Here is a 254-nt window from a genome sequence, read left to right on the forward strand (position 1 = left end):
ACTCTGGTGTAGGGGTGAAAGGCCCATCGAACTTGGCAACAGCTGGTTCCAACCGAAACATGTCGAAGCATGACCTCTGATGAGATAGTCTGTGAGGTAGAGCGACCGATTGGGAATCCGGACTCCGAGAGGAGTTCGCTTCCCTGTCAAACTCCGAACTTACAGACGTCGTAGACTCAGGGAGTCCGGTGTGCGGGGTAAGCTTGTGCACCGTGAGGGAGACAACCCAGAGCCAGGTTAAGGACCCAAAGTGT

General features: G+C 54.7%; 1 rRNA gene. It reads left to right on the forward strand.

Features of this window, described 5'->3' with window-relative positions:
* Positions 1-254, forward strand: a 23S ribosomal RNA gene (locus C457_RS19700); the annotation flags it as partial.

Origin of the sequence: Haloferax prahovense DSM 18310 (assembly GCF_000336815.1) — an archaeon.
Lineage (GTDB): Archaea > Halobacteriota > Halobacteria > Halobacteriales > Haloferacaceae > Haloferax > Haloferax prahovense.